Genomic DNA, 25,860 nt, shown 5'->3' on the forward strand with positions numbered 1-25,860 from the left:
TGTCAGATCACATAATCCACGGGAGGCAGACGCTGATCCATCCCCAGAGCTGGCATGGAGGTATGGCGCGTGCCGATGCGACGTGCGGGATTGCCCACAACCGTTGTGTAAGGTGGTACGCTCTCGAGCACGACAGAGCCAGCGCCCACCTTGGCGCCCTCGCCAAGCTCGATATTACCCAGCACGATAGCTCCGGCTCCGACAAGAACGCCCCGCCGGACCTTGGGGTGACGATCGCCGGTTTCCTTGCCCGTCCCGCCGAGCGTAACGCCCTGGAGAAGCGAAACATCGTCTTCAATAATGCAGGTTTCACCCACCACGATGCCTGCGCCATGATCGAACACCAGACGCCGTCCAAGACGGGCGGCGGGGTGAATGTCGAGACCGAAGCGTTCACTCACAAGGCTTTGCAGATGGCGGGCAAGATGCTGGCGGTTATGGCACCAGAGCCAGTGGGCGATACGATAGGCCTGTATGGCGTGATAGCCCTTGAAGAACAGGAAGGGGGTCACGTAATCCGGGCAAGCGGCATCGCGCTCGCAGATCGCGATCATGTCTTCGGCGGCGGCTTCAGCAATTTCAGGTTTTTCAGCCAGTGCCGATGTGACGAGCGCAGACAGCACCGGAGCCGAAAGCGCGCGGTCAGCCAGTTTGGTGCCGAGCAGCGCCGCGAGAGCCCCCTGGAAATTGCGGTGATCGCTGATGCCTGTCGCAAACACACCCTGAATCAGCACATCGCAGCAGACATCGCTCTGCTTGAGCATTTCCTGCCATACGACGCCCAGATCGGGCGCTCTGGGCGATGTCTGATCGGGTAATGTGCTCATAATCCCATGGCCTTCTTCACGAATGTGCGGCGCAGGCCTGGCAGGCGGCTCATCACGCCCAGCCCAAGATCACGCCCGAAACGCAAAAGAGGATTGTCATTGCCGAACAGGCGTTCAAGCCCGTCACAAGCCGCCATGATCGCCATGTTATGGGGGCGCACCTGACGCTGGTAGCGAGCAAGCAGATCGGCGCCGCCGAGATCGCCCCCGCTGGCAAACCGCGTTTCCACAAGGGCGGAAAGGGCGATGATGTCCTTGAACCCGACATTCAGGCCCTGTCCCGCAATCGGGTGAAGGCCGTGGGCGGAATCGCCCGCGAGCGCAAGCCGCGGTGCCGTGTAACGCTGGGCATATTGCGCCGAAAGCGGATAGATCCAGCGTCGGCCGACCGGAACGGCCTTGCCTACATCATCGCCAAGACGCTGCATGATGGCATTGGCAAAGGCTGCTTCATCAAGCGCGTAGAACCGCTCGGCGCGTCGTGTCGCCTCTGCCCAGACGATCGCTGAACGATAGGGATGCTCGGCCGTGGGCGGCAGGGGGAGGCGTGCAAACGGCCCCTGAGGGAGAAAGTGTTCAAGCGCCCTGTCGTCATGTGGGCGCTCATGATGAATGATGCTGATCAGTCCGCACTGGTTGTAGGGCAGGCGCGTGACCATGATGCCCGCCTGCTGGCGTAACGGACTCTGCCGCCCCTCTGCGGCGATGACGAGCGGCGCCCGATAAACCGGTCCGGATTTGAGCGTGATCTCGACATGATCGGCGCCAAATTCGAAGCGCCCCGTATCAGGCGCGGCAATGTCGAGAGCGCCTTCATGCGTCGTCAGGGCATGGTTGAGGGCCGCACGCAGGTCGCGCGCCTCGATCATCCATCCGAATGGCGTGGCTTCACCATTTTCGATCGGTGCATCCTCCGGGCCAAAGCGCAGGCCGTGGGGGGAAGCTGGCTCGCCGGGGCGGCCATCACTGACGGTGATGCTGCGTATGGGCTGCGAGGGGGAGGGGAGGTGCTGCCAGATACCGGCCGCCACCAGCATGCGGCGTGAGCCTTCGGTGATGGCATAGGCGCGCCCGTCGAGCGAGGGATGTTCCATGCCCGGCAGGGGAGACCGGTCGATGAGCAGAACCCGAAGCCCCGAGGCCGCAAGGCGACAGGCCAGAGTGGCCCCGACCGGGCCAGCGCCGTTGATGCAGATATCGACCTGTCGCATGGGGTTCATTTCTCCGCAGCATTGTTGACCGTGGCTTTTTTAATGCAGTCGCAGGAAATGGGAAATGGATCGTCATAGACCCTTGCCAATCTCGTTATGAAACTGGCACGATTTGCGTTCATGAGAACTGGCGGAGCTGTTTCTATAAACAGAAGCCGTTTGCGGTGCGGAGGAATGTAATGAAGCTCATTACGGCGATCATCAAGCCGTTCAAGCTGGACGACGTCCGTGAAGCGTTGACCCCATTAGGGGTACAGGGCCTAACGGTTACCGAGATCAAGGGTTTCGGCCGTCAGAAAGGACAGACGGAGATTTACAGAGGCGCTGAATATCAGGTCAGCTTCTTGCCGAAGGTCAAGATCGAGATCGCTGTCAGTGATGACATCGTCGATGAAGTCGTTGATGCGATTCTCAACGCCGCCCGCACCGGCAAGATCGGCGATGGCAAGATCTTCGTCTCGCCTCTCGACAGCGTCATCCGCATCCGAACCGGCGAAACGGGAGAAACTGCCATATGAGCCGCGTTTTCAAGGCCCTTGCTCCTCTCGCTCTGTGCGCGCTTCCCCTGCCTGCCTTCGCAGCGCCTGCCGCGATTGACACGGGTGACACGGCCTGGATGCTGGTCAGCACCGCCCTTGTGCTGTTGATGACCATTCCGGGTGTCGGCCTGTTCTACGCCGGCATGGTCCGCAAGAAGAATGTGCTTGCGACCCTTATCCAGTCCTTCGCCATCTGCTGTATTGCCAGCATCGTATGGCTGGTGATCGGCTACAGCCTTGCCTTCGGCACGGGCACGCCCTGGATTGGCGATATGTCGCGCTTCATGCTGAACGGCGTGGCCGAGCATATCAGCAAGGGGGTCGATCAGGCCTTCACCATGGGGGCCAATTCGGCCAACCCTGTGGCGATGACGATTCCCGAGAGCGTCTGGGTAATGTTCCAGATGACCTTTGCGATCATTACGCCTGCCCTGATTGCGGGCAGCTTTGCCGAACGCATGAAGTTCTCGGCCCTGTGCGTGTTTACCGTGCTGTGGTCCCTGCTGGTCTATGCGCCGATTGCCCATTGGGTATGGAGCCCGCTTGGCTGGGTGGCCGGTATTGGCGCGGTCGATTTTGCCGGTGGTACCGTCGTTCATATCAACTCGGGTGTCGCGGGTCTTGTCGCTGCCCTCGTGATCGGCAAGCGTCGTGGCATGGGCCATGACGACTTCTCGCCCTTTAACCTAACCTACGCCATCATCGGTGCCTCGCTTCTGTGGGTGGGCTGGTTCGGTTTCAATGCCGGTTCTGCCGGTGGTGCCAATGGTCGTGCAGGCATGGCCATGCTGACCACACAGATCGCGACCGCAGGTGGTGCCATGGCCTGGATGGCTGCCGAGTGGATCCACTCCCGCAAGCCGACGGCTCTTGGCATCATCTCCGGCGCTGTGGCGGGTCTTGTGGCCATTACGCCTGCGGCAGGCTTCGTGTTGGCAGGTCCGGCGCTGATCATCGGCCTCGTGGCTGGCGTGGTGTGCTTCTGGGCCTCGGCCATTCTCAAGCCGCGCCTTGGTTATGACGACAGCCTTGATGCCTTTGGTGTGCATGGTACGGGCGGTATCGTAGGCGCGTTGCTGACCGGCGTGTTTGCCTATGGGCCGCTATCGGCAACGGATGCCAACCCGACAGGTGTCGTCGGCTCCTTCGCGCAGTTCGTTCGTCAGGCCGAAGCTGTGGGTGTGACCATCGTCTGGTGCGTGATCTTCACCTTCATCATCCTGAAGGTTATCGATCTCACAATCGGGCTACGTGTCACGCGTGACGAGGAACTCGAAGGTCTGGACATGGTTCTGCATGGTGAGCGGATCAACTGATCCGCACTCCTTACCCAACGGGAATTTGCCAATGGCGCTGAAACTCTCTCATGGCCACGTTCTGCTGGCCGGTCTCATGCTCGGTGGAGCGGCCTGTGCCAGCTCCCCCGCCCTGGCGCTGACGGCGAAGGAATGTCATGCGAAGTTTCAGGCTGCCGAGAAAGCTGGCACCCTGAATGGCCAGAAATACAAGGATTTCAAGGCTGCCCAGTGTGGCGATGTCTCGACCAGCACCGCGCAGACATCCATGGCTCCGGCAGAAAAGGAAGCAGCGGCAGACAAGCCTGTAACCACCGAGGCACCCGCCTCACCGGGTGCAGGAATCGCTTCGAAGCCTTCCACGACAGCGTCTGGCAACGTGGTATTTCCGACCTCTGTCTCTGCTGCCTATGCCAAGCTTCCGGCGGGCAAGGCACGCATGAAGACCTGCCTCGACCAGTATCATGCGAACCAGCAATCCGGCGGAAACGGTTCTCTGAAATGGATCCAGAAGGGCGGTGGGTATTACTCCCAATGCAACGCCAAGCTGAAATAAGCAAAAAGGCCCGGAAACGGGCCTTTTTTTATGTCTGAGCCTCTTCCAACAAACGGTGGGTGATCGACAACATCGGCGTCCTTCCGGTCCTGATCTGTGCCCGGATCAGGTGGGGCGTCAGGCCCTGAGGCGATGTCAGAGGCATAGCCAGCGCTCGTCGAGGGGTTTGGCCGCGTCTGGTGCCGCATCATATCAACGCAAATGAGAACAACCAGGCTCTGCGGTGCGGAGGGCTGATAACCCGGCCTTTGCAGGGTTGCCAATGCTGGATGAAGTTCGTTGCGAATTTGCATTAACAACTAGAAAAAACCATGCATTTAAAGAAAAAACGACGATTATCCTGCGATAATAAGACTATTATTCGTGACAGAAAAATCTATATAACTATAAATATCAACATCGGGTGAATAATCCAACGCGAAATGGCGATATGCTGATGAGGGCTGGAAAACCCGGGTGAATCTTATGCCATTATGGATTAAGGACGCTTATCGTGCAGAAGGTTGTTTTCGCGACCAATTATAACGAAGGAGAGGACTACCTCTCTCTCTACATCAACAATTTTCTGCACTATACTGACCACCACTGTCAGTTGATCATCAACCTGTCGCCTGGCCGCCGCCTGGTTGATCCGGCGCTTGCGGCTCATGAGCGTATCCATATCATCAATGGCCATACCGAGCGTGCCAAATGGGGTATGGGCCTCGCCATGGGGCATCTTGAGTCTTTCGCTTACGCTTCAAGCCAACTGGGTGCATTCGATTTCTTCTGTACCACGGCCTCGAATGCCATGTTCTTCAGGAAGCCTGATTTCGATGCAGTCGTAAGGGAGTTGGACGCAGGCCATATCTTCCCTGTTACCTCCGGGCGTGATTACACCAAAGATCACGACATATCTGTCAAGGGATATGAGGGTGACGGTGGTACCTGGGCCTGGACAGGTTTCAATCAGTCCGAGAATTTCCGACGCGTCCTGGAGGAGAGGTGCAGGATCGAGCGTTGCTCAGTGACGCAGATCGAAGGTTTGTTTGCCAGAAAACAGGACTGGGACATCATCCTGGATCATCACGAGGAGATCAGCGCGCTGCGTCATGCTCTGGCTCAGGACCCGGATGATGCTCGGTATTATATGGCCGTCGAAGAGATGTTATTCTCGACGTTTATCCTGCAGTTCGGCAGCAAGCGTTACACTCATCTCTGCTATATGTTCTGGAACGGTCTTGGCCGCGTGGGGCCTACGGAACTTCTCACCGTTCTTCCTGATCTTCCCTCTCATTTCTGTTGCGCGAAGTGGTTTGATCGGCAGATTGCTGATCCGGCCTCGACGCTGGTCGGCACTGATGCCGGTCGCTCCCTGCTCGCGGCATGTCGCGTTGCACCAGCCAAGCGATCCGTCCTTCTCGCGCAGATGCGCAAGAGTATCGAAGCACTTGGCGCTGGTGGATATGAACCAGACGCCGAGATTAGTATTGCGCGGCATTGGAATGCCTTGCCCGGATGGACGGGGCGCGTGCTGGTGGAAGGGCAGATCAATCTTGGGCGGCAATCTGAGACGATCATTGACGATGTTCCACAGCCCGTCGAGGCGTTCGCTCCCTTCTTTCTCACCGAACAATCACACAGGCCCTTTGATCTCTCAATATCGATGACCGAGGGGGAGGATGGCCTTCAGATCGTGGCGACCGGCCTGTACCCGGATGAGAGGCTGAGCACGGCGCTGGCGGGCTACCTCTATCTTTCCTGTCGTGTGCCAGTAAGTGAATTCATCCTGTCTTTCGACAGTCACGACAGCGCACGCCGTATAGCGGAGCGCATTGTCCTGTATGATAATCAGCATCACTACACAGTTGTTGCCCCGGATCGCGAAACTGAACGTGGTGGCGAAATCCGGCTCCATTATCAGGTCAGGGACGAAGTCAAATTCAGCGTTATCTCCATCGGTATTCCCTGTTTTGGACGGTTCTATACGGCCTTGCGCCTGAGCGTGCTCGAGACGTTCCCGGAATCTGATCGGGCGGCGAAGATGCTCTCTTAGCCACCGCGCGCAGACAAGCCGCATTATCATTCCGGGAATCTTCAGCCCGGTGGAGACCCATCGGGCACGGGGGCACAAATGCGAGAGTTGGCATGTGCTGCAATGCCCCGATGGTACTTTGAGTGCTAGTGACGTATAAGTGTGGGCCAAACACGCAATTATGCGCTGACAGGCCCATAGTTTCTCTTTCAAGCTTCATGAAACAACTTCCGATTCATGTTTTTTACTTCGAGGAATTTGTCATGACGCTGAGAGCCAACCCCGAAAATCAGCCCGGGGTCAGATTTTTTCTGGATACTGCAGATCGCGATGCCCTGCGACGCTGGTTGCCTACAGGGCTGTTTCATGGCGTCACAACCAACCCGACCATTCTTGACCGGGCGGGCCTGCCCTGCACCCTCGCGACCATTGCACCGCTGGTGAGCGATATCCTCAGCTATCCGGTCAGCGAGGTGCAGGCCCAATGCTGGGGGGTGGAAACAGAGAGGCTGATTGAGACCGGATTGGCGCTGGCGGCGCTCGATCCGCGTATGGTCGTTAAGGTCCCGATCACCGAGAACGGCATACGTGCTGTTTCGGCGCTGCATGCCTATGGCGTGAGGACCACCCTGACCGCTGTTTATGCAGCGCATCAGGCCCTTACGGCTGCTGCTGCGGGTTCGGATTACGTGGCCCCCTATTTTGGCCGGATTGGTGATCATGGGGGCGATGCCCTCGCAATCGTCACGGCCATGCAGCGCATCCTGCGCGCTTGCGGGGGTCCGACGCGTCTGCTCGTTGCAAGCCTGCGAAAAGCCGATGATCTCGCGGCTCTTGCGGCCTCGGGGTGCGACACCTTCACCTTCAGCCCGGCTGTCGCCGAGCAATTATTCAGCGATCCGCTGACGACAGACGCAGCGGCGGCTTTCGAGACAACAGCTGCTGGTCAATGACCGTGCCCGCCTGCTGCTGCGAACATGCGGGGCGTAGTCAGTATCAGTTCTCTGATGGCGGGCTGATGTCTCGCTGAAAGTCTGGTCATGAGTGGTTCAGTCTTGTGTCTTGGTGAAGCCCTTATCGACTTCATTCCGGTCGATTTGCCAGACGGGCCATCAGGAAAAGTGGGTGCTTATCGGCCCTGTCCGGGCGGCTCTTCATACAACGTAGCGCGTGCGCTGGGGCGTCTGGGCGTCAAGACCTGGTTTGGTAGCGCCGTCTCGACAGATCTGTTTGGCGACCAGCTTGTTGCTGCACTTGAACAGAGCCGGGTCAGGCTGGACTTTCTGCAGAGGCTCGATGCGCCCTCCACCCTCGGCTTTGTCAATCTCGATCAGGCTGAACCGGCCTACGCGTTTTTCGACGAGGGAGCAGCCGATCGCCTGTGTAAGACCATGCCGGAGAGTGACGATCTCTCATGCGTGGGGACCCTTCATTTCGGGTCGATTGCGCTGATAAGAGAACCTGCGGCGAGCGCCTATGAGGCGCTTTTCATGCGGGAGGCCGGCGGGGCGAGGCTCATCAGTTTTGACCCGAATATCCGCGCGTCGCTGGTCCGCGACGAACAGGGTTATCGCACCCGTATGCAGCGGCTCCTGCATCATGCCGATATTATCAAGATCAGCGGGGCTGATCTGGACTGGCTCTATCCGGGTATTGCTCATGAGCATGCAGCGCGCGATTGGCTTGGACATCGGGCACGTCTCGTGGTGATCACGCATGGCAAGGAGGGTGTCAGCGGCTGGACGCCCACAGCGCAGGCTCATGCCAGCGCCATACCCACCAATGTGGTGGACACGGTGGGTGCGGGCGACAGCTTCATGGCGGGGTTGCTTGCGGGTCTATCCGATACAGGATTTCTGGCGCCGGAGGCTTTGGAAGCGCTTGATGAGACAGCCCTGCATACGGCCCTCGCTTACGGGCAGACCATCGCCAGTGCAACCTGTGCGCGTCGCGGTGCCGACTCACCGTGGCGAGAGTCGCCTCGAGAACGACCGTCATAATCAGCCTGCAGCGCTGATTTCAAATCACTGAATTCGAGTATGGGAGAGACGATAGAGAAGAATCATATGTCGCTGGAGGTCTTGCTTGCATTGCGGCCCATCATTTCGGAGAGGGGACGACCACAGTCATCTTTCCATTCGACCCATCCGTTGGTTGAGCGACCATTCACCATGGTTCCTGCCGCACTTGGTGAGTTGAAACTCAAATCGGTGAGAAAGCAGAGGCGTTCCTCGATGACCTGCAGATGGCCGTTATCGAGGAGATCTTGGCGCTTCTTTTGGGTGGCTGCGGTAAGAGATAAATGGGAGCTTGGAGCACGCCCCCATGAACCCTTTAAAACGATAAAGCCCGTTTCTGTATAGACACCTGTCGCATTAGCTTTTTCATTACGAAGGTAAACGGTCTTTTCGGGGTGATCGCGCTCAGTTATTCGAGAAAGATGACTTACTTCTTCGAGGCTATGCTTGGCGGCTTTGTTGCTGACAAGCGCTTCAAAAACAGGGAATCCGAGCGTCGTCAGGAGGATATCGATCGTCTCGAAAATCTCGCGACATTCAGCTTCCATCGCGGCCGGGGTGTGCGGGCGTGTGCCTGTTGTGCTGTTCTCCAGCTTGCAGCGGCCCGCCTGCGCGGCGCGGCTGATCGCCAGCCATTCCAGATAATGCGCATGGGTTACCGTAAGACTATGCGTCAGTGAGAGGGCAACGAGGGCGCGGTTCCAGAAATCCTTGCCGTCATGGTGTTGCTTGAGCCGTGCGCCCAGATTACCCGTCTGACCAATATAGGCCTTGGCGTGACCCGTCTCGTCATCCTCACCAAACAGCAGGTAGAGCCCCACATGGCCTGCTTCCGACATGGCAAGAAAGTCAGTCAGCCTCAGGCGAGGGATCTCGATCAACTGAACAATGCGGGTTGTGATCGAGGCAATGCGTATGCCCTGCGGGTCACCATCGGGAAGGAAAATCTGGATCGTCTGGGGATGGGCCATGGGGCTCTTTTTCTTCATTGCTGGCAAATTGCGGTTCTGTCCGGGTAGGGCCGCAATAAAGGTTTCTGACGCATTCGGGTCATACCCGTAAAGGCCAGGGGAGCGCCCTTCTCTCGGCCTGCGGCTTCAAGGGGCGAGGCCGAACAGCAATCGAAGCGGCCTGTGCGTGGTGCAGAATTGCGACAGGCCATTACAACGCACAGGGCCTGACAGGTCATTCAGGCCCTCTTGTCGGCAAGATCGCTCAGGGCAGGGGCTTGCCGCTCAGTGGAGGCTGGGGGGCGGCCACCAGCCTGTCCATCAGATCCTCAAAGCGGGGCACGTCGATTTTTTGCACCACGATTGTCCGTCCCTCACCGAGGCCGGGCTGATAGCCGGGCGACCAGGAAAGGATGTCGCCATAAGACGGGCCGAACTGCGTGTTCACGTCAACATAGAGGTCGGCTTTCTGGGTGATCAGGCCCGGGTTCAGCCAGACAGCCGCAGCAATCTCGTCCCAGAGCGGAAAGCCCGGCTCGCGAGTCTTGAGGGAGCGCGAAACCGGGGTGTCGGAGCGCGAAAGACGCTTGAGCAAATCGGGGGTCAGCTCGGTATCCGTCGAGGGGTCGACTGGGATCATGGTGATCCGGGGCCAGGGCGCGCGCAGGGCGATGCTTGCAGCCTCAGGGTCGAAGCGAATGTTGAATTCGCGCCTTGGTGCATTGAGGAATTCGCGTGCGAACTGATGGGCAACTTCATCAGGGCGTGTCTGACGCGGGTTGAGACTGCCGCCCATATAGACCAACTCCTTGGCGAGCGAGGCAAATTCCGGGTCGAGGCGTTGGGCCAGAGCCAGATTGGTCAGCGGTCCCGTGGCGATGATCGCCACCTGATTCGGGTAGCGATGCACCATGTCGATCATGAAATCAGCAGCGCGTTCGTGTTGCGCCTTGATGGTCGGATTGCCCTGAGGCAGGTCCGGCACGACATCCGGACCGTGATAGGGTGGGAGTTTCTGAAGAGTGGGCTCTACCCAGTGCTTCATCCACACGCCTTTCCAGACCAGCTTGCCGTAAAGGGTCTCCCAGCGCTCGGTCTGCGCTTCGGTGTTCGCCAGTGGATAGGTGGCCCCTGTATAGACAGGCAGATCAGGCCGGCCGGCAATTTCCACACCACGAAGCGCATCGGCTGTGGCTTCTTTCGCCCAGGCATCGCCTGTCACGGTCGTGACGCCCAGAACCTTCACATTCGGCGCCTTGATGACCATCCACTGGGCGAGGGCAAACCCGTCATCATCGAGAATGACCAGGCGTGGCTCGGCATGCGCCGCACTGATGGCAACCCCATTGAAGGCGACAAGGCCAAGCAGAGCGAGTGAGGCTATGCCCATACGCGCGATACCGGCATCCCGGCCACGTCGCGCGGCGGGCATCAGTCTCGAAAAATTCGGTTTGCAGCGCATGTGCCGTTACTTCCCTGGTTCATTGTCCTGCATCGGGCTCCTGACTCGGAGGGGGCGCCTTTCGACCCGACCAACGAAGCAATAGTTGTTTGCAATGAGACAGGCGCAAGGCGCAATCCGCCCTGGCGACGATGCGTGATCAAAACGAACGTAAGCTGACGGGGGGGGGGGGGAGGCGCTGGAAGGACTTGTCCGGTCGCCGATCGCTCGTACAGAACGCAGAGCAGGCGGTCTCGGCCTCACGCGGCGACAAGGTCTGCTGATTGCCTCGAACAGCCCGGAGCGCATTGGCGCATCGAGAGCAAGTGATTGAATTTTCTGAAGGAAGGGGACCTGGTGGAGAGAGTTGGATTCGAACCAACGTAGGCGTACACCAGCGGATTTACAGTCCGCCCCCTTTAGCCACTCGGGCATCTCTCCAGGTCGGGACGGGGAATATGGCGGATCACGGTTGGTGTCAACAAGCTTTCTTCATTTTTGTTGCATGACGGGCGGCTTGCTTTCATAGAGCGCTCATGTCCAGACGCCCTTCACGCTCATCCGTCTCGCGCGCTGCCCGCGCTTCTGAAAACCGCGCTCCAGAGGATCGCCCCTCTGGCGAACGCTCTTCCGAGGGGCGTTCTTCAGGCGGCCGTTCTTCAGGCGGCCGTTCCTCCGGTGGGCGCTCATCCGCCGCCGGATACTGGATGTATGGCCTGCATGCCGTTGAAGCAGCCCTGCGCAATGCAGACCGCGACGTGCACGAGCTGCTGGTCACGAAAGAAGCCCTCTCGGCACTCGAAGCCAGACAGGTTCCGATCCGTATTTCCCCCAACGTAGTCGAGCGCCAGCGACTGGACCATCTTTGTGAGCGTGACGCCGTGCATCAGGGCGTCTGCATGCGCGTCGAACCCTTGACCCCGCCCTATCTCGATGACGTGCTGTCCAGCCGCGAGGGTCCCTTGCTGATTCTCGATCAGGTAACCGATCCGCGCAATATCGGTGCGATATTGCGGTCGGCAGCGGCATTCGGGGCAGCTGCTCTTGTGGTGCAGGACCGCAATACACCTCAGGAAGGCGGGGCGCTGGCCAAGGCGGCCTCAGGAGCGCTGGATGTCGTGCCCATCCTGCGTGAGGTCAATCTCTCGCGCATCATTGCCCAGCTGCAAAATGCGGGTCTCTGGACGGTGGGTCTGGATGCGGGCGGCTCGATGTTGAACGGTCAGGGTTTTGCGGGTCGTCGCGTGGCGCTGGTGCTGGGTGCAGAAGGGGCGGGCCTCAGGCGCCTGACCCGGGAAAGCTGCGATGAGATCGCCAGCGTCTACATGCCCGGTGACATGGAAAGCCTCAACGTCTCCAATGCTGCTGCTGTGGCACTTTATGAGCTGGTTCGCCCTGCCTGATTTCCTGCGGGTTTGAGGCATGGCTCCTTGTCATGCCCAACCTGCTGCGTGACGGCACCCATGCTCGCGGCTTGATGCATGCGGCGGGAGTGCCCATCGCTGGAGAGCCCTGAGCATGAGTGCCCGTAGCGTAAGTGCCCCGGGTCACCCGTCAGGGAATTCCATCAGCACGGGTGATGGTCTAGTCTGATTGCTCCAAGGACATGTTTCCGGGAGGGATCACTTCCATGAAAGCAGTTGGCTACAAGGCGCCCGGTGCGCCTGACGTCTTGCAGGATATTACCCTGCCCGATCCTCCGGCCCCGAAAGGGCACGACCTGCTCGTGCGGGTCAGAGCGGTCTCGATCAATCCCGTCGATACCAAGATACGTGTGCGGGCCGGTACGCTGGATGGCGAGGCATGGCGCGTTCTGGGATGGGATGCCGCCGGGATCGTCGAGGCCACGGGCCCGGAGGTCCGTTTTTTCAAACCGGGTGACAAGGTGTTCTATGCCGGTGCCCTGATGCGCCAGGGCAGCAATGCCGAGATGCAGACGGTCGATGAGAGACTGGTCGGCCATATGCCGGACCGTCTCGATTGGGGGCAGGCCGCGTCGCTGCCGCTGACCAGCGTGACAGCATGGGAAATGCTCTTTGACCGCATGGCGGTCACCAACCTGACAAAAGGCATCCTGCTGGTTGTCGGCGGCGCTGGGGGTGTGGGCTCGATCCTCATTCAGTTGGCCCGCAAGCTGACGGGTCTTACCGTCATCGCCACAGCATCACGGGATGAAACGCGTGACTGGGTGCTCAGGATGGGCGCGCATCATGTGATCGATCATCGGCAGGATATGGCGGCCCAGATACGGGCCCTTGGTTTCGAGCAGGTCACCCATACCGCCGCCCTGACAGCAACGGACCGCCATCAGGCTTTTTATGAGGAAATCCTGGCGCCTCAGGGGCATCTGAGCGTGATCGACGATCCCGCGCATTTCGATATCGTGGGGTTCAAGAAAAAGAGCGCCACGATCTCATGGGAATTCATGTTCACACGCTCGCTTTTCGCCACGCCCGATCAGGCGAGGCAACATGATATTCTCGAGCAGATCTCCTCGCTTGTTCAGTCCGGAGATGTGGTGGCGACAGAGTATCACCGGGCTCAGGGCCTCAGTGCTGCGGCACTGGGCAGGCTGCACAGCGAGAGCGAGAGCGGAAAGAGCATCGGTAAATCCGTTCTGGTGTTCTGACGTCCGATGCGCCGGCGCTGTTCAGTCCGGCGCGCTGGACGGCGGGATCAGCACAGGATGAGTGCTCCGCTCTCGCGGGCCTGTGCGCTGCGCCAGAACATGCCGCCTTCCAGCCTTTCGCGCATGGCGGGCGGCAGGATCGAGCGTCTGGGCTCGGGTGCAACACGGGGGCGTAGCGCGTGCAGACCCGGTGTGCCGAGAGCCTGATCGAATTTGTCCGTATCGGGTGTCACCACATGGTCGGGATCGTAGTCATGAGGTGGCAGTCCCAGCGCCCGTGTCAGGCTGTCCAGAGCCTGACATGGTGAGCGGATCAGATAATCGTAATCCACCAGAATGAGCCGATGCGCGTATGGGCCGTGGAACGCTTCGTTCAGGACGCGCCACGCATAGCCAAAGACGCCCTCGGGTGAGAGAATATACTCCAGTCGGTCGTGCTGCGTGGCCCTTCTGGAAAGTGGTACGAGATTGGAGGAAAGGACCGGATCGCGCACGATCAGTCGCTCCAGCGAGTCGAGAATCCAGATTGGATCACGCACGCAGCAAATGACTTTGGCTTGTGGAAATACGGCATCGATCAGCCCCATCCGGGCGCACCAGTCGCGATGCGTGTCGATGACGATCTGCTGGGGGTCGGTTATGGCGTAGTAGCTCTCCAGCAAGCGGCGCATCACACGGTCCCTTTTCGCCGCATCGAAATCACCGGCGTAATCTCCCTCAGCCATCAGGGACGCGACACGCAGCATCATGGGGGCAACGGGTGAACTGCGCCCGGACGTTACAATGGCGGGGTTCTGGGCCAGAAGGGCTGAGAGCAGCGTGGACCCTGAGCGAGGCAGGCCGGCGATGAAATGAACGGCATTGGCGTGGGGCATGAGGAGGTTTTTCCACGATGAGGGGCATGGCTCGCGTAGAGGGCACCTTATGGCTATGCAATTGGGCGTCCGAACCTCACTATGTTGCCAAAATATCACGTCAAAGAAAAAACCTTTTGCGCGCTGGGGCGATAGTGCTGAACAGAGAGGCTGTGAGGCCTCAGGGTCACATGTCACTTTTCGTTACTGAATGAAATATATGGTCGGTCCAGCACTGCTGGCTGGCAGATCCGTCAGAAGGAAGAAGCGATCAATGGGTATCTTCAGCACGATCATGAGCAAGATCTTCGGTCACGCGGAGGCAGCCCCTGCCAGTGGCTCGAATGGGGCGGCTTCTGGCTCTGAGGCGCCTGCTGCACCGGGTTCCACCACGCCGACGGCACCGAGTGCGCCGGTCGACGTTGACGCCGTGCTGACCCAGATGGCAGCCGATAAGGGCCAAACGCTCAACTGGCGCACGTCGATTGTCGATCTGCTCAAGCTGCTCGACATGGACAGCTCGCTCGATGCCCGCAAGCATCTGGCGCAGGAGCTGCATTACACGGAAAGCACCGAGGACACGGCCAGCATGAATGTCTGGCTCATTCGTCAGGTCATGCAGAAGCTGGCCGAAAACGGCGGCAAGGTTCCGGAAGAGCTGCGTCACTAAGGGCCTTCACGCCCTCATAATCATCCAGCCGGAAAAGGGAGCCTATGGCTCCCTTTTTTCGTTTGCAGTCAGGTCTTTCCCGACAGCAATGAAAACACATGTAGGTGCCTGAAAATCAGACCGCGAAGTCGCGAATGATGCGATGCAGTTCGATGGGATCTTCCACAAGCATGGCCTGACGGTAGAGAGCATCACAGGAGTCAAGGCTGAGCGAGCGGATCATGCGCTTGACCGGCGGGAGAAGCGCCGCCGACATCGAGAATGAGCGCAGCCCCATACCGATCAGCAGGGCGACAGCGCGTGGGTCCGATGCCATCTCACCACAGACACAGACGGGTCGGTGTGCGCGAAGCGCCTCGTCGATCGTGAGGCGAAGCAATCGGAGCAGGGCGGGGTGCAGGGTCGTGTAAAGCTCGGAACCCATGGCAGCAGACCGATCGACGGCCAGCGTGTACATCGTCAGGTCGTTGGTGCCGAGCGCCAGAAACTCGGCCTGTCGCACCAGGGCACCCGCCGTGAGGGCAGCAGCCGGTGTCTCGATCATCACGCCAAGAGGTGGCAGATCGGCAGGGAGTTTCACACCACGACGACGCAGCCTTTTGGCGCAGCGCTCATAAATCTGTCGTGTGGCGATAACCTCGTTCACCGAGCTGACCATGGGCAGGAGGATGCGTAGCTGGCCGTGCAGGCTGGCGCGCAGAATGGCGCAGAGCTGCGTTTCGAGAATTTCCGGATGACGAAGCAGCAGACGCAGGCCACGCACGCCAAGCGCCGGGTTTTCCTCTTCCTCTTCGCCCTGAATCCCAAGCTGGCGCAGCCGCGACAGCCCTTTTTCACCACCCCAGTCCAGCACCCTGATGGTGGTGGTCATGTTGGGCATGTCTGCGACAATGCCGGAATACACCTCGTACTGCCCATCCTCATCAGGCAGGGGGGCAGTTTCATCGAACAGGAATTCGGTTCGCAGCAGGCCAATCCCTGCTGCGCCGTTGCGATGCAGCAGGGGGAGTTCATTCGGGATCTCGACATTGGCCAGCAACTCGACATCCTCGCCGCTCACCAGTCGGCTGGGCAGGCGTCGTAACCTGCCAATTCCCTTTCGTTCCCTGGCCTCCTCGGCCATTGCCGAGCGTGCCTCAGCCAGCGTGGTAGAGTCCGGGTGCAGGATGATCCTGCCGCTCGACCCGTCCACAATCAGCAGATCACCGTCATTGATGCGATCAGTCAGATTGGGAATGGCAAGAATGGCAGGCACATTGAGCGCACGCAGCATGATGGCGGTATGGTCGGTCACCCCGCCGCCTTCCGAAAGCACTGCTGCAATGCGGTTCGGGTCAATGACGGCGGCATCGGCCGGTCTGATCTGCTCGGCAACGAGAATGGAGCCGCCCTGGACATCGGAGAATGCCTTGAACGAAACACCGGTCAGATTGCGCAGGAGCCGTCTGGCCACCTCGCGAAACTCCCCCTCGCGACGCCTTGCGCCTTCGATTTCCTCTTCAGGCATGTCGGGCTGCGGCCCGGCCATGGCCGCCAGTGCGTCGCTTTCGATCTGTACAGCGGCTTCGGCGGTCAGCCCGTCTTCCCCAATCCGGCGATGCGCCGCCCGAACGAGGCGCGAATGGTTGAGCATGCGCTCATACACCGAAAGCAGCGCATCGATTTCGATACGCCCTTCTTCCGGCAGGGCATTGAGTTTGGTGCGCAGCTTGCGCAACTGCTTGAGCGTGAGAGCTATGGCCTCATCCAGCCGCGCCCGCTCTGCGTCACTTCCCAGCAAAGAGGGAAGGGCCTCAATAACAGGCAGGGGGCGCTCATAGGTCAGGCTGGCACGCGCGATAACGACACCTGCCGAAATCCCGACACCCTGCAGGATTTGCATGGGGAGATCGGTATCAGGCTGGACAACTTCGCTCGACGGGCGGCGCAGTCGCTTAATCACGTTCACCAAAGCCGTCAGCAACGAGGGCGATCAGGGCATCGAGCGCCGCGCTGGCCTGGGGCCCCTTGGCGGAGAGCAATATGGTCTCACCCCGGCCCGCGCCAAGCATCATCAGCCCCATGATGGACAGGGCAGACACGGTCTGGCCATGACGGCTGACCTCAACATCAGCCTTGAAGCCTTCGGCCGCTGTGACGAATTTCGCGGCGGCCCGGGCATGCAGGCCCAAGCGATTGACGATCGTGACATCACGCTCAAGGGTCGGGCCTGAAACCGTGCCCGACATCAACGGGCAACCTGGCGCAGCGGTGTAATCAGCGGGGTGAGGGGGGGAACATAGCTCATGGTCGTCGTCACAACCATTTCACAGCTCTTGCCACCCTGCAAACAGGAAGGCGGCAGCTCATAGGCGGCGGCGATGTATTTGCGTCCTGCCAGAGTAGCCAGCTCGGCACATTCGGCAAGGCTGCGTGTGCAGCGCGTCTTGGCAAGCTTGACCAGCATCGGCACGTTGACACCGGCCAGTACCTCCACGAGGCCTTCCTGACGCAGCGAAAGGGCCAGATTGGAAGGGGTACTGCCAAACATGTCAGTCAGGAGAAGTACGCCGTCGCCTGTATCGACCGAGGCGATGGCAGCACCAAGAAGGGCTCTCGCGGCAACGACATCGTCGTCGGGGCTGACACCCATGACTTCTATCTGTGGCTGGGGACCGACCACATGGGTCACGATTTCAAGGAGAGACTGAGCCAGGGAACCGTGGGTAACAAGAACGATCCCGATCATCGGGGCATTCCTTCAAGGGGTGCATGACGCCATTTTCGTAGCGACCCCGAGAGATATTGGTCATCCATCACGGTAATCAAGACGGCTCTGTCCGTATCTGTTCATCCGGTATGGCAAGTTGCTGAGGGGCGCGGACCCATCGCCATGAGCTGCGTCCCTGACGTGCCAGTTCCCGATGCATGACGACGATTGGCCCATCTGACAAGAGTTTAATCTCTTCGGCACGACTTAACGCCGCGGCAATCTCTTCAACAAGTGTTACGGAGCGGTGCTGACCGCCCGAGCAGCCAATAGCCACGGTGGCGTGCTTTTTTCCTTCAGCCACGAAACGAGGCAGAACAAGTTCGAGCAGCCCCATGATGCGTGAAAAGAAAATCAGGTAATCGGGGTCCTGCTGCACGTATTCGCGCACCACAGCCTCAAGCCCTGTGCGGGCTTTCAGTTCCGGGTCGTAATGCGGGTTACGCAGGAACCGGGCATCGAATACGAGATCGGCCTCGCGGGGAAGACCGGCCGGGTAAGCGAAGGAAAGCAGGGTGACTGTCATCGAGTCGCCATCATTCTGATGGCCAAAACGCGACTCGATCAGGCGACGCAGATCATGGGGGGGCAGGTCGGATGTATCGATCACGAGATCGGCTTCGTCACGCAGGGGCGCCAGCAGGGCAATCTCCTGCTCGATGCTCGCCACAAGGCCCGGTGCGATTTCCGAACTGTTGTCCAGCGGGTGACGACGGCGCGTTGCCGTATAACGCCTGAGCAGCACATCTGTCTCGGCCGTTGCGTAAAGCAATTCCACATGCAGGTCGCGCTGAGTACGCAGCTGCGCCAGTGCCATGATGACGGCTTTGGCCTCGAACCCTCTGGTGCGCACATCAATGCCGATGGCAAGAGGCTCCACCGTTCGGGCGGCCAGAGCATCGAGCAAGGTCAGGGGCGGGTTATCCGTGACCTCGTAGCCGATATCCTCAAGGATACGCAGGATCGAGGATTTCCCCGCGCCTGAAAGGCCGGTCACCAGCAGGATGCGCCGCGCTGAACTCACAAATCGCCACTCCAGTTACCGGACGGAAGAAAGACCACCAGAACCTTAACCTTCTTCGAGGTCGCTGGGGAGGGGGAGACAGGAGGCGTTTCCCCCATTGAGGCCGCAAAGAAGCGTGAAATTACCCAGGCGGCAGCGCAGCGCCGTGCGAATGATCGCCACTGCATCCGCGTGAAAGCCGTTCAGAGTCATCTGCCATAACCCTGTATCAGGTTCGACAGTTTTCTCTGGCAGGCGTACTGGCCTGGACGGGATCGAGAGATGAACATGCAGGCCAAGCCTCGCCGTAGCGCGATAGGGCATCCGAACCAGACCCAGCCCACGAATCTCGATCATCCCGGCAAGGGCCGGGGGCGCAGAGGCATGGAGATCGCGGATGACCAGACGATCATCTCCCACCAGATCGAGGCCTGAGTCGATCAGACGGAGCAGGAGGCTGGATTTGCCGCATCCCGATTGTCCGGTGAGCACAACACCTATCCCTGCAAGGCTCGCACAGGATGCGTGGATCTGCCCGTCTCGGGGAATGTTGAAAGGCGATGTGCAGTCCCGTGATTGTAGGTTATGAGTGCCGTCATGCACGACCATTCTTCCCTCTCTCCTCGTCCCGTCCTGCAGGACAGCGTGACCTATTACGGTGTGACAGGGCTGGGCCCGGACGGCAAACCGCCCGAGAGCCTGATTGAGGAATGTCAGAATGCCCTTGCCCGCATACGCGATATTCTGGCGACACATGGGCTTGTGCCTGAGGACATCACGCATCTGGCGTATATGATACCCGATAGCGTGGTGTTTACGGCCTGCCAGCGGATCATTGCCGAGGCGCTTGGTCCGGCCCGGCCTGCCATGACGCTGCGCCTGAAACCGAGCTTCGACGTGCCGGGGCAGAGGCTGGAATTCAATTTTATCGCCTCGGCCTGAAGTCACGCCGTAGAGGCGCGTTGCGGAGCGATCTGTCCCGTCAGACGCCAGCGCGTAATAGGTGTAAAAAAACAGGGGGGCTGTAACGCCCCCCTGAATATCCTCGTTTGCGATGCCGGCTCAGTGACGCGGCGAATAGAGCGTCGTCAGGCGGTCGGGGGTATTGTCCAGACGTTCCAGATGCGGGTAGCGCAGGCCGTCATGGTAGGGAATGGCCACGGTGCGGTAATGCTCGCCCGACTTGACCAGAAGCGTGATGGGCGCCTTGTCGGTTTTCGCAGCCTTGATGGCATCGATCAGGCCTTCGGGTGAGAACGTATCGCCATTGACGGCAACGATCTCGTCATGAATGGCCAGACCAGCCTTGTAGGCGGGGCTGTCCCAGGCGACCGTGCCGAGCTTGCCGTTCTTGGCGCTGATGATCACACCCAGCGAGAAACGCAGGCTGAGGCGATGGCGGTTCTTGCCAGCCTGCGCCTCGAACGCGTTTTCCTTGTCGGTAAAGACCAGCTTGTAGCCACCGGCTTCGAGCCCACCCAAAGGCGCGCGCTTTTGCACGGTGCTGATGCGCTCATGCAGGAACTTCGCCCAGTCATAGGGCACGACCTTGTTCAGGGTGAGGACTACATCATCGAAGGTGTAGGTGCTGACGATGATGCTGCCGTTATTGGTGCCAAAGAACGCCTTGGCGAAATCGTCGAGCGATTTCGTGTCATGCGAAAGTTTGCGGATCATCATGTCGGCATCGAGCCAGACGAGCTGACCTTCGACATAGTAATCTTCCGAGCGCTGATAGTCGCGCCAGGACTGGGGGGCACGCTGGGCGATGATCGGGTCATTGGTGGTATCGGCAACCGGGCGCCATGCCCGTCCGGCCTGGGCGTCGTAGCTGGCCGCCATCAGGGCGAGCGCCTCGAAGCCCTGATCCTTGGATACCAGTCCGGAACGGGCCGCGAGGACATTGCCCCAGAACTGGGTCTGACCCTCATACACCCACAGCAGCGAGCCGCGCTGGGGCGTGTTGAAGGTGGGGCCGTACAGATCGGCCGGGCGGCGATACTTGCCATTCCATGAATGGGTATATTCATGGGCCAGCAGGTCGCGCTGCGGGAAGGAATGCTTCCAGTCCGTGAAGTAATCCTCGCTTACGCTGTCTTCGCTCGACTGGTGATGCTCGAGCCCGATCCCGCCAAGCTCGTCCGTCAGCGCCATCAGGAAGTCGTAATGGGCGTAGTGCTGCGAGCCGAAGGTCAGAATGGCCTGCGTGACCAGATTGCGATGGATCTGCAATTCGGCATCGTCATAGGCCAGATCGCCCGGCTTGTCGGCCACCATGTTCAGTGTGACGGGCACGCCGCCCGGTGCATTGAGCGCAACCTTGCGGAAATAGGCCCCGGCGAAGATCGGTGAATCGACCAGCGTGTTATACGGCACCACGCCATAATTGAGGGTGTCGCCGGTTGCGTTGCCATTGGTGCGCAGCGCCGTTGCAGCCTGCCAGCCATGCGGCAGGGTCACACTGGCCTGAACAGGGATGTTACGCGAGTAGTAGCCCGCCGGGTAAAGCGAGACCTCGTTCCACTGAACATTGACGATATGGGGCGTCATGACCACGCGCCCTTCATCATCCGTCACCGGCGAAAGGAGCTTGAAGTCGAGGTCGAGCTGCGTCTGGTCCTTGGTGACGGGCACGTGGAAGGCAAACACATCCACCGGGTCACGCAGCCAGGGAATGGTCTTGCCACCGGCGCTCGCAACCAGGCCACCAAGCTGCATGATTGTGCCTTCCGGCGCATGACCGCCCGGTACCCATTTGGGATAGAGCAGCACTAGTTCACCGGCTTCACGGGCACTCTGCGGCACCGGCACGGTCTCATGCATGGTCATGACATGATGATCCAGATCCGTGGCATTGACGCTCAGCTTGAGCGTGCCGGGAAAGGCAATGTCCTTGGGTTGCGGCAGGGGCGAAGGCAGCGGTGTGGCTTCCGGCTGCGGCTGGCCCTGTGCGGAGGCACTGGCCGGGGCCGCGAAAGCAGGCACGGCATGCGTGCCGAGAACGAGGGCAGCCAGAAATGTGCCCGCGCGAAAAAGGCGAATGGTCAAGCGTGATACTCCACGAGATGCAGATCGATCATGTGCATTCATTACCAAAGTGCAAACGCACGCGGCTGACAACCCATATTCCGGGTTCGATATGACTCTTCCTTGCGAAATCCTGTGTCGTTGCAGCGTCATCGTCCCTCAACTGCCGGACATATCGGGGGCGCAATTCAGGCGACAGGACCATCAGGATTTCACAAGACCCAAGACAAAACCGTTCAGGGATCCTGTTGTATCAGCAGGGTGATATCACCACCGCAGGCGGCTTCGTTGGTTGTGATCACGGTTTCACTCAGCAGCCACTCAGGCCGGACCGTATCCAGATCATAGACCGGGACCACCATGCCCTCGCGTGCCGTAACGGTCAGGGCGGCCTGTTCGGCACTCTCGGCACCACGCTGGATGAGCATGGCGTCACATTCCGGCAGCGCACCGGGATCGACGCGCGTAATGACATTGGCCAGCTGGCGAGAGACCTGCCTCAGCCACTCCACTGCGTTATCGGGAGCCAGAACCAGAACCTGATTCCCTGCGCCAAGCGCGAGCCCGACGGCGTGCAGCAGGGCAGGCCAGCTTTCGCAGGCACAGAGAATGACGCCTTTGGGCCGCAGCATATAGCGGCTGGTTTCCCCATTCGGGCCAGGCATGTCGAGGGTAAGGCCGCATAATCTGTGGGCGATGACGGCTCTCACCCGGCGAGCCGAAGGCGGGTCCCGGGGTTCGAGAAAGGCGAGAAAGGCGCGCGCCGTGGCGGGGACAGGTGCCTCGGGCGGCGCTTCGAGCGGGCAGGGTGCGCCATGCATCAGGCGTGGAAGGAGCAGGGGACCACCCAGCTTGGGGCCAGAGCCGGAAAGCCCGCGCCCGCCGAAAGGTTCCGTCCCGATTCGTGCGCCGATGATGCCGCGATTGACATAGATATTGCCAGCGCGACTGCGTGCGCAGGCACGGTTTATACTCTCCTGGATACGGCTCTGCACGCCAAAGGTCAGGGCATAGCCTGTGGCATTGAGGGCATCGACGACGCCGTCGAGCTCGTGACGCGCATAGCGCCGTATATGCAGAACCGGGCCGAATACCTCCTGCCCGATATCGGCAACGCGGCCAATCTCGATAAGTGTGGGAGGGACGAAATGGCCCTTCAATGTCTCGACGCGCATGTCGGGCTGCCAGACGGGATAACCGGCGCGGCGCATCCGATCGACATGGGCTTCCACCCGAACACGCGCCCCGGCCGAAATCAGCGGGCCGATATCGCAGCACAGCCTGTCCGGTGCGCCGAGGTGACGTTCGATAATGGCACCACGCAGACGTTCGATGAGTTCATCTGCGCCGTCTTCCTGCACCAGAAGGACGCGCAGGGAAGCGCTGCGCTGGCCGGCACTGTCAAAGGCGGAGGTCAGGATGTCGGGAATGACCTGATCGAGCGGTACGCTGCTATCGACGAGCATCGCATTCTGCCCGCTGGTATCGGACAGGAGGGGCACAGGCTGGCCGGTTCGCCCGGTGCGTCCCAGCAACTCGCGGCTGATGGTCTTGGCCACGGCGGTCGAGCCAGTGAACATGACGCCGTCGATACGGGGGTCGGCCACCAGCGAAGCACCGACATTGCCTTCGCCCGGCAGGAGCTGGAGGGCCGCTGGCGGCAGGCCCGACTCTAGAAAAAGCGAGAGCAGATGGGCTGCGACAAGCGGTGTTTCTTCCGCAGGCTTGGCAATGACGGCATTGCCCGCAGCCAGGGCGACGGCAACCTGACCGGTAAAACTGGCAACAGGGAAATTCCACGGGCTGATGCACAGTATCGTGCCAAGCGGTGCGCCGTGCCACCCTGTTTCATCCAGCTGACGTAGTTGCGCCGCATAGTAGCGCAGGAAATTCACGGCCTCGCAGAGTTCCTGCGTCGCATTGGCGAGTGTCTTTCCTGCCTCGCGAATCAGAAGCTCGAGCAGCGTCGCGCGATCCTGCTCGATGGCCACGGCGACACGATCGAGACAGTCCGCACGCTCCTGTGCGGTGGTACGACGCCATATCTGTTCACCCTCGGCAGTATTGAGGGCAGCATCGATATCGCGTGGTCTGGCATAGATGGCGACACCAACATGATCGTCATGTGCCGCCGGATTGGTGATTGAGCGCGCGCGCCCTTCGGACCTTGGCATGGCCGGGCCAATGGGCATGGCCCTGAAAACGCGGGCTGTCGCGGTAAATCCTGCGATCAGGTTTTCCAGATCGAGCGGGTTGTCGAGATCCGGCGCGATGGCCCCCTGTCGTTCTGCCCCGTAGAGATCGGCAGGCAGGCTGAGCGATGGGTCCGGTGAGCCGTGGGGCAACGGTGCGCGTGCCAGCGTCACGGGATCGGCAATGAGTGCATCAAGAGAGACGGCCCGGTTGGCGACCTGATTGATGAAGGAGGTAGGCGCGCCATTTTCGAGAAGGCGATGCACCAGATAAGGGCCAAGATGTAAATCGGCTCCGACAGGTGACAGGATACGACAGGCAGCGCTGCGCGGACGTGTCGAGACCAGAGGGGTATAGAGCGTTTCCCCCATGCCATGCAGGCAGCCGAATTCGTAAAGCCCCGGCCGCCATTCGGGCGCGATGGCGAGAATGGTCGCTATACTGCGGGCATTATGGGTTGCGAATTGCGGGTAGAGCGCAGCCTCTTCTTCCAGAGCACGACGGGCGCAGGCGATATAGCTGACGTCACTATGGCATTTGCGGGTAAAGACAGTGTAGTCGGCGTTTGCCCTGGCCTGACTGTGCCGGATTTCCTCATCACGATAACTGCCCTTGACCAGACGCAGCACCACGCGTCGCCGGGTCTCGCTGGCGAGCGCCACCAGATGCTCGATAAGGGGCAGGGACCGCTTGTCATAGGCCTGTACGGTGAAGCCAAGACCGTTCCAGCCTGCAATTTCAGGGGCGTGACAGAGCGCATCGAACAGATCGAGGCACAGCTCGAGTTTGTCTCCCGTCTCGGCATCAAATTGGAGGATCACATTGGCTGCCATGGCACGCTGGGCCAGCATCACCAGAACAGGGAGGACCTCGTTCATGACGCGGTCGCGCTGGGTGGTCTCGAACCGGGGATGCAGTGAGGACAGCCGGAGCGACAGGGCAGGGCGTTCATACAGGGTCTGCCCCCTGCCATGCCGGCCGAGGGTCTCCACCATCGCCAATGCGTCATGGCGTGCACGATCGGCTTCTTCTGCCGTTTGGGCGCTGCCATGCAGGGACGCACAGGCCAGGCTGAACCCCTTTTGCTCAGCCGGCCGATGGCGTCGCAGGGCCTGCCCGAGGGTCTCTGCCAGAATGAACTGGCTGCCCATCATGCGTATGGCTTTCTCGACGCCATGGCGGATGAAAGGCGCTCCGCTGCGCATGGCGAGGCCGCGCAAACCGCCCGGGGCGGCATGGAGCTTCGATGAGGTCGACATGGCCCAGCTTGCTGCATTCAGGAACAGGGGAGGCTCATCACCGCCATGATGATGCCAGTCACCCTGACCGATCTGGTCGCGTATCAGCGCGTCACGCGTGGCTGGGTCGGGGATGCGAAGGAGGGTGCCCGCGAGACAGAGCAATGCCTTGCCTTCGGGAGAGGCAAGGGGGAAAGCCTGCATCATGGTCTCGATGCCGTTTGTCTCGGCATGAGTGCGCCAATGGGTCGTGAGAATACGAGCCTGTGACTCCGCCCGCTCTGTCAGGTTTTCCGGCAAGGTGGCTCGCGTGAGCAGCCCGGCAAAGGCTTCCGCCTCGGGGCGACGCGCAGCATGGGCAATAGCCTCCCGCGAGGGCGACAGGGCCGGGCGTCGGGGGAGAAAGCTTGAGAACAAAGTCATGCTGGCTCAGTCATGCAAATCGGGCGCGTCAATCATACGCCCCCCGCATCATCACGCGGGGATACGAAGCACGCAGACTAGGCGAGGCCAAAGGGCAGGAAAACCCTCGCCGCGTTACGTTCCGGTCATGCGCGTAGCCAGATGTCAGAAACGCGTCCGGTGAGGCCGTGGCTCATGACCTTGAGCAGATCCGGCTCACCGGAATGTCACACTGACGTGTCAG

The 25,860-nt window shown here is 60.2% G+C and carries 22 protein-coding genes and 1 tRNA gene; 10 read left to right on the forward strand and 13 right to left on the reverse strand.

Annotation, left to right across the window (positions count from 1 at the left end; genetic code table 11):
• Positions 1-2 precede the first annotated feature (2 nt).
• Positions 3-827: a serine O-acetyltransferase gene (gene cysE / locus Asbog_RS02335; RefSeq protein ID WP_062163948.1), complete on the reverse strand. Its 825-nt coding sequence runs from the start codon at positions 825-827 to the stop codon at positions 3-5.
• The gene (locus Asbog_RS02340; protein ID WP_062163949.1) at positions 824-2,047 is read right to left on the reverse strand and encodes a UbiH/UbiF/VisC/COQ6 family ubiquinone biosynthesis hydroxylase; all 1,224 of its coding nucleotides are present in this window, start codon (positions 2,045-2,047) and stop codon (positions 824-826) included. Before Asbog_RS02340 ends, cysE begins: the two co-directional genes overlap by 4 nt.
• Before the next feature lie 170 nt (positions 2,048-2,217).
• Here Asbog_RS02340 and glnK point away from each other — a divergent pair, with 170 nt between their 5' ends.
• The 6 genes from glnK (at position 2,218) to Asbog_RS02370 (ending at position 8,442) form a co-directional block, all read left to right on the forward strand.
• Positions 2,218-2,556, forward strand: a complete 339-nt coding sequence (gene glnK, locus Asbog_RS02345; RefSeq protein WP_023977809.1) for a P-II family nitrogen regulator — start codon at positions 2,218-2,220, stop codon at positions 2,554-2,556.
• Positions 2,553-3,893: an ammonium transporter gene (locus tag Asbog_RS02350; RefSeq protein WP_062163950.1), complete on the forward strand. Its 1,341-nt coding sequence runs from the start codon at positions 2,553-2,555 to the stop codon at positions 3,891-3,893. Before glnK ends, Asbog_RS02350 begins: the two co-directional genes overlap by 4 nt.
• A 31-nt stretch (positions 3,894-3,924) precedes the next feature.
• Positions 3,925-4,428 (forward strand): hypothetical protein, encoded by a 504-nt coding sequence (locus Asbog_RS02355; protein WP_023977811.1) that lies wholly within the window; start codon positions 3,925-3,927, stop codon positions 4,426-4,428.
• A 493-nt stretch (positions 4,429-4,921) separates the two neighbouring features.
• A complete protein-coding gene (locus Asbog_RS02360) occupies positions 4,922-6,463 on the forward strand; it encodes a hypothetical protein (RefSeq protein ID WP_062163951.1) in 1,542 nt (513 codons plus the stop codon).
• Between the two features lie 242 nt (positions 6,464-6,705).
• Positions 6,706-7,395, forward strand: coding sequence for a transaldolase family protein (locus Asbog_RS02365; protein ID WP_062165660.1), 690 nt, complete (start codon positions 6,706-6,708; stop codon positions 7,393-7,395).
• Positions 7,396-7,482: 87 nt separating this feature from the next.
• Positions 7,483-8,442: a carbohydrate kinase family protein gene (locus tag Asbog_RS02370; RefSeq protein ID WP_083510660.1), complete on the forward strand. Its 960-nt coding sequence runs from the start codon at positions 7,483-7,485 to the stop codon at positions 8,440-8,442.
• A gap of 62 nt (positions 8,443-8,504) precedes the next feature.
• Here Asbog_RS02370 and Asbog_RS02375 read toward each other — a convergent pair whose 3' ends face one another.
• The 3 genes from Asbog_RS02375 to Asbog_RS02385 all read right to left on the reverse strand — a co-directional run bounded on the left by Asbog_RS02375 (position 8,505) and on the right by Asbog_RS02385 (position 11,292).
• A complete protein-coding gene (locus Asbog_RS02375) occupies positions 8,505-9,431 on the reverse strand; it encodes a GIY-YIG nuclease family protein (protein WP_062163953.1) in 927 nt (308 codons plus the stop codon).
• A gap of 244 nt (positions 9,432-9,675) precedes the next feature.
• Entirely contained in the window at positions 9,676-10,872 is a 1,197-nt protein-coding gene (locus Asbog_RS02380) for a nucleoside hydrolase (protein ID WP_231944635.1), read from the reverse strand.
• Positions 10,873-11,206: 334 nt separating this feature from the next.
• Positions 11,207-11,292 (reverse strand) — tRNA-Tyr (locus Asbog_RS02385).
• 95 nt (positions 11,293-11,387) lie between these two features.
• Between Asbog_RS02385 and rlmB the strand changes: the two genes are divergently transcribed.
• Together rlmB and Asbog_RS02395 are read left to right on the forward strand one after the other, a co-directional pair.
• Positions 11,388-12,254: a 23S rRNA (guanosine(2251)-2'-O)-methyltransferase RlmB gene (gene rlmB, locus Asbog_RS02390; protein WP_083510661.1), complete on the forward strand. Its 867-nt coding sequence runs from the start codon at positions 11,388-11,390 to the stop codon at positions 12,252-12,254.
• Between the two features lie 227 nt (positions 12,255-12,481).
• On the forward strand, positions 12,482-13,480 hold the full coding sequence (locus Asbog_RS02395; protein ID WP_062163955.1) for a zinc-binding alcohol dehydrogenase family protein: 999 nt from the start codon (positions 12,482-12,484) through the stop codon (positions 13,478-13,480).
• 47 nt (positions 13,481-13,527) lie between these two features.
• On the opposite strand, the gene Asbog_RS02400 is transcribed toward Asbog_RS02395, so the two are convergent.
• The gene (locus tag Asbog_RS02400) at positions 13,528-14,355 is read right to left on the reverse strand and encodes a sulfotransferase family protein (protein ID WP_062163956.1); all 828 of its coding nucleotides are present in this window, start codon (positions 14,353-14,355) and stop codon (positions 13,528-13,530) included.
• Between the two features lie 253 nt (positions 14,356-14,608).
• On the opposite strand from Asbog_RS02400, the gene Asbog_RS02405 reads away from it, so the two are divergent.
• Positions 14,609-15,004, forward strand: a complete 396-nt coding sequence (locus tag Asbog_RS02405) for a DUF3597 domain-containing protein (protein ID WP_062163957.1) — start codon at positions 14,609-14,611, stop codon at positions 15,002-15,004.
• Positions 15,005-15,119: 115 nt separating this feature from the next.
• Here Asbog_RS02405 and ptsP read toward each other — a convergent pair whose 3' ends face one another.
• From ptsP to Asbog_RS02430, 5 genes are all read right to left on the reverse strand, one after another.
• Entirely contained in the window at positions 15,120-16,952 is a 1,833-nt protein-coding gene (gene ptsP, locus Asbog_RS02410) for a phosphoenolpyruvate--protein phosphotransferase (RefSeq protein ID WP_146926444.1), read from the reverse strand.
• A complete protein-coding gene (locus Asbog_RS02415; RefSeq protein WP_023977821.1) occupies positions 16,939-17,232 on the reverse strand; it encodes an HPr family phosphocarrier protein in 294 nt (97 codons plus the stop codon). Before Asbog_RS02415 ends, ptsP begins: the two co-directional genes overlap by 14 nt.
• The gene (locus Asbog_RS02420; RefSeq protein WP_062163959.1) at positions 17,232-17,732 is read right to left on the reverse strand and encodes a PTS sugar transporter subunit IIA; all 501 of its coding nucleotides are present in this window, start codon (positions 17,730-17,732) and stop codon (positions 17,232-17,234) included. Before Asbog_RS02420 ends, Asbog_RS02415 begins: the two co-directional genes overlap by 1 nt.
• A 76-nt stretch (positions 17,733-17,808) precedes the next feature.
• Positions 17,809-18,777: an RNase adapter RapZ gene (rapZ, locus tag Asbog_RS02425; protein WP_231944636.1), complete on the reverse strand. Its 969-nt coding sequence runs from the start codon at positions 18,775-18,777 to the stop codon at positions 17,809-17,811.
• Positions 18,778-18,822: 45 nt separating this feature from the next.
• Entirely contained in the window at positions 18,823-19,305 is a 483-nt protein-coding gene (locus tag Asbog_RS02430; RefSeq protein ID WP_261763181.1) for an HPr kinase/phosphorylase, read from the reverse strand.
• Positions 19,306-19,353: 48 nt separating this feature from the next.
• On the opposite strand from Asbog_RS02430, the gene Asbog_RS02435 reads away from it, so the two are divergent.
• Positions 19,354-19,698, forward strand: a complete 345-nt coding sequence (locus tag Asbog_RS02435) for a RidA family protein (RefSeq protein WP_062163962.1) — start codon at positions 19,354-19,356, stop codon at positions 19,696-19,698.
• Positions 19,699-19,818: 120 nt separating this feature from the next.
• Here Asbog_RS02435 and Asbog_RS02440 read toward each other — a convergent pair whose 3' ends face one another.
• Positions 19,819-21,804, reverse strand: coding sequence for a M61 family metallopeptidase (locus tag Asbog_RS02440; protein ID WP_231944637.1), 1,986 nt, complete (start codon positions 21,802-21,804; stop codon positions 19,819-19,821).
• Between the two features lie 215 nt (positions 21,805-22,019).
• Complete coding sequence (gene putA / locus Asbog_RS02445) at positions 22,020-25,637, reverse strand: bifunctional proline dehydrogenase/L-glutamate gamma-semialdehyde dehydrogenase PutA (RefSeq protein WP_062163963.1); 3,618 nt, start codon at positions 25,635-25,637, stop codon at positions 22,020-22,022.
• Positions 25,638-25,860 lie beyond the last annotated feature (223 nt).

Origin of the sequence: Asaia bogorensis NBRC 16594 (assembly GCF_001547995.1) — a bacterium.
Classification (GTDB): Bacteria; Pseudomonadota; Alphaproteobacteria; order Acetobacterales; family Acetobacteraceae; genus Asaia; species Asaia bogorensis.

What these genes read in the sequence shown, in the direction of transcription:
- cysE (WP_062163948.1), bottom strand. Translation starts at nt 827, where the DNA reads ATGAGCACATTACCCGATCAGACATCGCCCAGAGCGCCCGATCTGGGC.
- Asbog_RS02340 (WP_062163949.1), bottom strand. Translation starts at nt 2,047, where the DNA reads ATGAACCCCATGCGACAGGTCGATATCTGCATCAACGGCGCTGGCCCG.
- glnK (WP_023977809.1), top strand. Translation starts at nt 2,218, where the DNA reads ATGAAGCTCATTACGGCGATCATCAAGCCGTTCAAGCTGGACGACGTC.
- Asbog_RS02350 (WP_062163950.1), top strand. Translation starts at nt 2,553, where the DNA reads ATGAGCCGCGTTTTCAAGGCCCTTGCTCCTCTCGCTCTGTGCGCGCTT.
- Asbog_RS02355 (WP_023977811.1), top strand. Translation starts at nt 3,925, where the DNA reads ATGGCGCTGAAACTCTCTCATGGCCACGTTCTGCTGGCCGGTCTCATG.
- Asbog_RS02365 (WP_062165660.1), top strand. Translation starts at nt 6,706, where the DNA reads ATGACGCTGAGAGCCAACCCCGAAAATCAGCCCGGGGTCAGATTTTTT.
- Asbog_RS02370 (WP_083510660.1), top strand. Translation starts at nt 7,483, where the DNA reads ATGAGTGGTTCAGTCTTGTGTCTTGGTGAAGCCCTTATCGACTTCATT.
- Asbog_RS02375 (WP_062163953.1), bottom strand. Translation starts at nt 9,431, where the DNA reads ATGGCCCATCCCCAGACGATCCAGATTTTCCTTCCCGATGGTGACCCG.
- Asbog_RS02380 (WP_231944635.1), bottom strand. Translation starts at nt 10,872, where the DNA reads ATGCGCTGCAAACCGAATTTTTCGAGACTGATGCCCGCCGCGCGACGT.
- rlmB (WP_083510661.1), top strand. Translation starts at nt 11,388, where the DNA reads ATGTCCAGACGCCCTTCACGCTCATCCGTCTCGCGCGCTGCCCGCGCT.
- Asbog_RS02395 (WP_062163955.1), top strand. Translation starts at nt 12,482, where the DNA reads ATGAAAGCAGTTGGCTACAAGGCGCCCGGTGCGCCTGACGTCTTGCAG.
- Asbog_RS02400 (WP_062163956.1), bottom strand. Translation starts at nt 14,355, where the DNA reads ATGCCCCACGCCAATGCCGTTCATTTCATCGCCGGCCTGCCTCGCTCA.
- Asbog_RS02405 (WP_062163957.1), top strand. Translation starts at nt 14,609, where the DNA reads ATGGGTATCTTCAGCACGATCATGAGCAAGATCTTCGGTCACGCGGAG.
- Asbog_RS02415 (WP_023977821.1), bottom strand. Translation starts at nt 17,232, where the DNA reads ATGTCGGGCACGGTTTCAGGCCCGACCCTTGAGCGTGATGTCACGATC.
- Asbog_RS02420 (WP_062163959.1), bottom strand. Translation starts at nt 17,732, where the DNA reads ATGATCGGGATCGTTCTTGTTACCCACGGTTCCCTGGCTCAGTCTCTC.
- Asbog_RS02435 (WP_062163962.1), top strand. Translation starts at nt 19,354, where the DNA reads ATGCACGACCATTCTTCCCTCTCTCCTCGTCCCGTCCTGCAGGACAGC.
- putA (WP_062163963.1), bottom strand. Translation starts at nt 25,637, where the DNA reads ATGACTTTGTTCTCAAGCTTTCTCCCCCGACGCCCGGCCCTGTCGCCC.